At 69.1% G+C, this 6,647-nt stretch carries 6 protein-coding genes and 1 pseudogene; 6 read left to right on the top strand and 1 reads right to left on the bottom strand.

Going from position 1 to position 6,647, the window contains the following annotated elements; genetic code table 11:
- Positions 1-4: 4 nt before the first annotated feature.
- The 4 genes and pseudogenes from I6U14_RS06000 to I6U14_RS05985 form a co-directional block, all read left to right on the top strand.
- A pseudogene (locus tag I6U14_RS06000) lies at positions 5-739 on the top strand (amino acid--tRNA ligase-related protein); the annotation flags it as partial.
- A gap of 34 nt (positions 740-773) precedes the next feature.
- On the top strand, positions 774-1,268 hold the full coding sequence (nudB, locus tag I6U14_RS05995) for a dihydroneopterin triphosphate diphosphatase (RefSeq protein ID WP_296897699.1): 495 nt from the start codon (positions 774-776) through the stop codon (positions 1,266-1,268).
- A 6-nt stretch (positions 1,269-1,274) separates the two neighbouring features.
- On the top strand, positions 1,275-2,462 hold the full coding sequence (locus I6U14_RS05990; RefSeq protein ID WP_296897698.1) for an efflux RND transporter periplasmic adaptor subunit: 1,188 nt from the start codon (positions 1,275-1,277) through the stop codon (positions 2,460-2,462).
- Between the two features lie 21 nt (positions 2,463-2,483).
- Positions 2,484-3,143 (top strand): ABC transporter ATP-binding protein, encoded by a 660-nt coding sequence (locus I6U14_RS05985; protein WP_296897697.1) that lies wholly within the window; start codon positions 2,484-2,486, stop codon positions 3,141-3,143.
- A gap of 74 nt (positions 3,144-3,217) precedes the next feature.
- On the opposite strand, the gene I6U14_RS05980 is transcribed toward I6U14_RS05985, so the two are convergent.
- Positions 3,218-3,937, bottom strand: a complete 720-nt coding sequence (locus tag I6U14_RS05980; RefSeq protein WP_296897695.1) for a hypothetical protein — start codon at positions 3,935-3,937, stop codon at positions 3,218-3,220.
- Positions 3,938-4,289: 352 nt separating this feature from the next.
- Between I6U14_RS05980 and I6U14_RS05975 the strand changes: the two genes are divergently transcribed.
- Complete coding sequence (locus I6U14_RS05975; protein ID WP_296897693.1) at positions 4,290-5,495, top strand: ABC transporter permease; 1,206 nt, start codon at positions 4,290-4,292, stop codon at positions 5,493-5,495.
- A 36-nt stretch (positions 5,496-5,531) separates the two neighbouring features.
- Positions 5,532-6,647: ABC transporter permease (locus I6U14_RS05970; RefSeq protein WP_296897692.1), on the top strand; the 1,116-nt coding region annotated here is incomplete at its 3' end.

The following is a 6,647-nucleotide window of genomic DNA, read 5'->3' as shown; positions in this document are numbered from 1 at the left end:
CTAAGGCGCCAAGGGGCTGGCGTACATCAAGGTCAACGACTGGACGGGCCAAGGGCGGGAAGGGCTGCAGTCGCCCATCCTCAAGTTCCTGCCGGACAGCGCCGTGTCCGGCATCATGGAGCGCACCGGTGCCGAGAACGGCGACCTCGTCTTCTTCGGTGCGGATAAGGCCAATGTGGTCAACGAGTCCATCGGCGCTCTGCGCACCAAGCTCGGGCACGACCGCGGGCTGGCGTCCGGCGACTGGCGCCCGCTCTGGGTGGTGGACTTCCCGATGTTCGAGCAGGACCCGCACACCGGCCGCTGGGTGGCGCTGCACCACCCGTTCACGGCACCGAAGGAGGACCAGCTGGAGCAGCTCGAGCAGGACCCCGGCGGCGTCGAGTCCCGCGCCTACGACCTGGTGCTGAACGGCACCGAGGTGGGCGGCGGCTCCATCCGTATCCACCGCGAGGCCGTGCAGCGCCAGGTGTTCCGGCTGCTAAAGATCACCGATGAGGAGGCGGATGCCCGCTTCGGCTTCCTGCTCAACGCCCTCAAGTACGGCTGCCCGCCGCACGGCGGCATCGCCTTCGGCCTGGACCGGCTGGTGATGCTCATGACCGGCAGCCAGTCCATTCGCGATGTGATGGCCTTTCCAAAGACCCAGACCGCATCCTGCCTGCTCACGGACGCCCCTTCCGCGGTGGACGAGGCGCAGCTGCACGAGCTGGCGCTGCGCATTAGGCTGCGGGCATGACGGCAAGAGGGGCGTGGGGCGAGGCGTTGGACCTGTGACACCGCAGCTCGACGTCACGGACTCGCTGACATCCGGCGCCGCCGCATCGGCGTCAAAGCGCCCCGTCTCTGTCCTGGTTGTCGTCTTTACTCGCGCCGGCGAGTTTCTGCTCCTGGATCGGGTGCGCCCGCCGCACTTCTGGCAGTCGGTCACCGGCAGTCTGCAGCCGGGCGAGACGCCGCGGGCGGCGGCGGTGAGGGAGCTGCGAGAGGAGACGGGCCTGGTGGCCGGCTCCGGCCTCGTGGACTTGCGTGAGAGCCGACTCTTCCCGATCAAGCCCGCCTGGCGCGTCCGCTACCGTCAGGGGGTCTGCTTCAACCGCGAGCACTGGTTCGCGCTGCCCCTGCCGGCGCGGCGCCGTATTCGGCTCGCCGCCGACGAGCACAGTGGCTGCCGCTGGCTGCCCGCCGCTCAAGCCGCGCGCCTGACCGGCTCCTGGACCAATCGCGACGCCATCCGTTTGCTGGCGAGCCAATACGGTGGCTGTTGATGGGCCTTGCCCATCCTCGCCGACGCCATGCGCATCCCCGCCGGTCCGCTGCTGATCCTGTTACTCGTCGCTGGCGCGGCCGCGGCCTGGTGGTACAGCGCGCGGCCGCACCCGGTTAAGGTGCGAGTGGCGACGGTGGAGCGCGGGGCGGTGGAAGAGATTGTCGCCAACACCCGTGCTGGCACCGTCAAAGCCTGCCGGCGGGCGCGGCTCGCGCCCGGCACTGGGGGCCAGATAGCGCAGTTAGAGGTGCACGAGGGCGACCGCGTCGAGGCTGGGCAACTGCTGTTGGCGCTCTGGAACCGCGATCTCATCGCTCGGTTGGAGCTGGCGGAGCGCGAGGCCGAGGCCAGCGCGGCCCGCGCCCGTGCGGCTTGCCTCAACGCGGACCAGGCCGCCCGAGAGGCCGCGCGCCAGGAGAAGCTCCGGGAGCGGCGTATGGCGAGCGAAGAAGCCGTCGACCGCGCCCAGACCGCCGCGGCCACCGGCCGCGCCGAGTGCGAGGCCGCACACGCCACCGCGCGCGTGGCCGCCGCCCGCGTCGGCGTTGCGGAGGCCGAGCTGGCACGCACCCGGCTCACGGCCCCGTTTGCCGGCGTCATTGCCGAGGTCTCGGGCGAGCTCAATGAGTATGTCACGCCGTCGCCGCCCGGCATCCCGACGCCGCCGGCGGTGGACCTCATCGACGACAGCTGCTTCTACATCTCCGCCCCCATCGACGAGGTGGACGCCGCCCGGGTGCGCTTGGGGCATGCGGCTCGGGTGACGCTGGATGCCTATCGGGACCGTGAATTCCTGGGCGTCGTGCGGCGCATTGCACCCTATGTGCTGGATCAGGAGAAACAGGCCCGCACCGTGGAGGTGGAGGTGGTCATCGCGCACCCGCCGGATGACCCGCCGCTGCTCGCCGGCTACAGCGCCGACGTGGAGATTGTCACAGCCGTCGCCGAGGACACGCTGTCGATTCCCACCGCGGCTATCACGCCGGGCCTCGGGGACGTACCAGATGCGGTGCTGGTGCTCGAAGCAGACGGTCGACTGGTGTCGCGCGACATCGAGACGGGCCTCGCCAACTGGGAGCGCACCGAGGTGACGGCGGGGCTTGCCGCCGGCGAGCAGGTGGTGCTGTCGACGGACCGTGAGGGCGTCGAGCCTGGTGGGCTGGCGGTGCCGGAAGAGGCCAGGGATGGCTGAGTCGACGCGGTCGCAACCGGGATGATCGTGCTCCGCGGCATCGAGCGCCGCTTCCAGGTGGGCGACCAAGTGGTCCATGCCCTGCGCGATGTGGACCTGTCACTGGCCGACGGCGATTACGCAGCCGTCATGGGCCCGTCTGGCTCCGGCAAGAGCACCTTGCTGAACATTCTGGGTCTGCTGGACCGCCCGGACGCCGGCAGCTACGCGCTGGACGGCACCGAGACGACGACCTTACCCGAGGAGCGCCGTGCGCGCTTGCGGCGCGAGCGCATCGGCTTCGTCTTTCAGGCGTTTCATCTCATCCCCCGGCTCACGGCGGCCGAGAACGTGGAGCTGCCGCTGATCCTCGCTGGACGCCCGGTGCGCGAGCGCCGCAGGCGGGTGGCAGGGGCGCTGGAGGCGGTGGGCCTGACACTCCGCGCCGACCATCGTCCGGATCAGCTGTCCGGCGGCCAGCGCCAGCGCGTCGCCATCGCCCGCGCCACGGTTACCCGCCCGCGTCTGCTGCTGGCCGACGAGCCCACAGGCAATCTCGACCGCGCCAGCGGTGAGGACGTGATCGCAGCACTAGAGGCCCTCAACGTCCAGGGCCTGACGCTGGTGGTCGTCACTCACGACCCAGCGCTCGGCGACCGCGCCCGTCGCCGTATCCAAATGGACGACGGCGCCATCGTTTGATGTAACGGCGGCGCCGCCGTGGCTGCGCCTGGGCCCTGCCGCGGCGCGGTCCGCCCCGCGGCAGAAGGGGCGACTCAGGCAGTGCCCGCCGGAGCCGCCGGTCTGGAGGCCGATGATGGCTGCGCTGGGCTCACCGGCGCGCCGCGGCTCTGCGCGGTTGCTGCGCTGGACTCGGGCGCCGCCGCCTTCCGAGTACTGCGGCCCCTGCTGGGGATCAGCCAATGCACGCCCAGGCTCAGGACGAAGCCGATGACCGCGAGGATGCCGACGACGGTGACCGGATGACTGCCTGGATCCTCGATGCCGAAGAGGTTGCCCAGCATCATCAGCCCGGCGTTGCCCTCTGGCAGGTACAGTACATAGGCGCAGAAGGCGAGGAAGAGGGAGAACAGGATCAGCTTATAGTCCATCTGGATGGCTTCCAGGAGGGTAGCCACAGCGAGAATGCCGAGCAGGATAACCGTGTACTGGCGGTCGTCGAGCAGTTCCCGGAAGCCCGCGATATGGAACAGGTAGAGTACGGCGATGATCGCCCCCCAATGAATGAACTGCCGGAGCACGTACCAGACGCGGTCATTGCCCATCATCTGGCATTGATGCCAGCCGGAGAACAGCGACAGCACGGCGACGGTCGGTACGAAGATCTCCCAATACTTGTAAGTGGCCGTCACGTCGTCGACGCTCATCCGGAACAGCACGACGGCGGCACCGAACAGGATCAGCGGCGGGATGACCGACAGGATCAGCGGATTCTGCATTCTTGCTTGTGTGGCGGACACGGTAACCTCGGACACGTTGCTTCACTCCTCTGGTGATTCGGCTTCGGCGGGAAGTTGGCGGCCCATGCCCCGGCGTATCCCGGGTGCGCAACGGCAATAAAGGCATGTCGCGGGGATACCGCGGGCCAGCAGGCTCGTGTGGCCTCGGAGGCTTGACACGAGCCCGCCGGACCGGTGGGGTGACCTTCCTCGCCATGCTCAGTCTAAACCATAATTTCTGTAGGTGACTGTCCCGGGGGGCGACAGGGCGCAATGCGATCGGCTCTTTCCGCAAACCACGTGATGTGTTGCAGCGTCTATACCGGCAGGTATCGGATGATCCTCGCGCAAGTGTCGCTGCAGGCGACCTGACATCCGACGCGGGCCCATGCATCCCACAGACACGCTGGCAAGCGCCGCCCGCGCGCTGACCTCGCACCCCACACGCACTTGGCTGACGCTCGCCGCAATGGCCTTCGCGACGGCGGCCGTGGTGCTGCTGTCGGCACTGGGGGAGGGCGCGCGGCGCTATGTGCTGGACGAGCTCACGCAGCTTGGAACGCATCTGTTGATCGTCATCCCGGGTCGCAACGAGACCGCCGGCGGGCCCCCGCCACTGCTGGGCGAGACGCCGCGGGACCTGACTCTGCAGGATGCCCTGGCACTGCTGCGCGCGCGCGCTGTGCAACGCGTCGCACCCGTGTCCGTGGGTGCGGCGGAGGTGTCGGCGGGCGCGCTGTCGCGGGAGGTGTCCATCCTCGGCGCCACTGCGGACTACATCGATGTACGCCGACTGGAGCTGGCCAGCGGCCGTTTCCTGCCGCGGGGGGACCCGGAACGGGGTGCGGCCGTGGCTGTGATCGGGCAGACCCTGGCGGAGGAGCTCTTTCGCGGCGCCAACCCCGTTGGGCAGCGACTGCGCATCGGCGACCGGCGCTTTCGGGTCATTGGGGTACTCTCCGCCAAGGGGGTGTCACTCGGCAGTAACCTCGCGGACCTGGCCATCATCCCAGTCGCGAGCGCGGAGGCGCTGTTCGACAACCCGAGCCTGTTTCGGATTCTGGTGCAGACGGGCGGCCGAGAATCACTCGACGCTGCCGCTGACGAGGTGCGTGCAATCATCCGCGAGCGGCATGAAGGAGAGGACGACGTCAGCGTCATCACCCAAGATGCGCTGCTCGGCACCTTCGACCGCATTCTCGCCGCCTTGACGATGGCCGTCGCCGGCATCGCGGCCATCAGTCTGACCGTAGCGGGGGTGCTGATCATGAATGTCATGTTGGTATCCGTGTCCCAGCGCACCGGCGAGGTTGGGCTCCTAAAGGCGCTCGGCGCCCGCCGCAGCGATGTACTTGGGCTGTTCCTGGCCGAGGCATTGTTGCTCGCGCTGGCAGGAACCGCGGCGGGCGTCCTGCTCGCCTACGCAGGTGTCTGGGGCTTCAATGCGTGGCTCCCGGATTTCCACTTTGTGGTGCCGCTCTGGGCGCCGCTCGCGGCAGCGGTGGTCTCCCTCGTCGCCGGGCTGCTCTTCGGGCTGATGCCGGCGCAGAGGGCCGCGCGACTCGATCCGGTGCGGGCGCTGGCGGGGGAGTGAAAGTTTGAAGTGGTGAAGGTTGGAGCTGCGTGAGCCATGCGCGTCCGCGACATCCTGGCCTACACCGGCGGTGCCGTGCTCGCCCGCCGCGGCCGCAGCCTGCTGACCCTGTCCGGAATCGCCATCGGCGTCGCCGCGGTGGTGCTGCTGACGGCCATCGGTGAGGGGGTTCACCGCTTCGTGCTAGCGGAGTTCACACAGTTCGGCACCAACCTCATCGCGGTCACACCGGGGCGCACCACCACCATGGGCATGTCCGGGGCCATGATCGCCAGCGTGCGGCCGTTGTCGATGGACGATGTGGACGCGCTGAAGCGGGTGCCCGACGTGGAGGCCGTGGTGGGCGTCGTCTCCGGTAACGCGGCGGTGGAGGCGGGGCGACGCAGCCGCAGGACCATGGTGTTCGGCGCCGGACCGGAGGTGCCGGCCATCTGGGCGATGCGACCGGCACAAGGGCAGTTCCTGCCGGCGGACGGCGCCGCGCGGCCGGTGGCGGTGCTCGGTGCCAAGCTGTACCGGGAGCTGTTCCCGCGAGGAGTCGCTGGAGAGGCCCCGGCCCTCGGGGCGCGCATCCGCATCGGTGGGGAGCCGTTCCGGGTCATCGGCGTGATGGAGCCCAAGGGCCAGATGCTGGGCTTTGATCTCGACGACACCGTCTACATCCCCGTGCAGCGTGCGCTCGCCATGTTCGACCGCGAGGGGCTGATGGAGATCGACTTGCTTTACGACCGTGCCGCCGACAGCACCGCTGTCGCCGAGGGGGTCAAGGATCTGCTCATGCGCCGTCACGGACGCGAGGACTTCAGCATCACCACGCAGGACCAGATGCTCGAGGTGCTCGGCTCGGTGCTCGATGTGCTGACCGCCGTGGTGGCAGCGCTCGGGGCCATCTCACTGCTGGTGGGCGGCGTCGGGATTCTCACCATCATGACCATCGCCGTCGGCGAGCGGCGTGCCGAGATCGGCTTGCTACGGGCGCTCGGCGCCGGTCGCGGTCAGATCTTGGCCCTGTTCCTGCTAGAGGCGACTTTGCTCGCGCTGCTCGGCGGTGTCGTCGGCTTTCTGCTCGGCGCCGGCGGCGCCTGGCTGCTCGGTGCCCTGGTACCGGGGCTACCGACCCGCCATGCCTGGGACTTCGGCTTAGCCGCCGAA

This window comes from Thiohalocapsa sp., assembly GCF_019695415.1.
In the GTDB taxonomy this organism is placed as follows: Bacteria; Pseudomonadota; Gammaproteobacteria; order Chromatiales; family Chromatiaceae; genus Thiohalocapsa.
The sequence above is the reverse complement of the archived record's forward strand: the minus strand, read 5'-3'. Positions and strand labels throughout refer to the sequence as shown.

Excerpts from the sequence above, each read along its gene's own strand:
- I6U14_RS05985 (WP_296897697.1), top strand. The coding sequence starts at position 2,484 with ATGATCGTGCTCCGCGGCATCGAGCGCCGCTTCCAGGTGGGCGACCAA.
- I6U14_RS05975 (WP_296897693.1), top strand. The coding sequence starts at position 4,290 with ATGCATCCCACAGACACGCTGGCAAGCGCCGCCCGCGCGCTGACCTCG.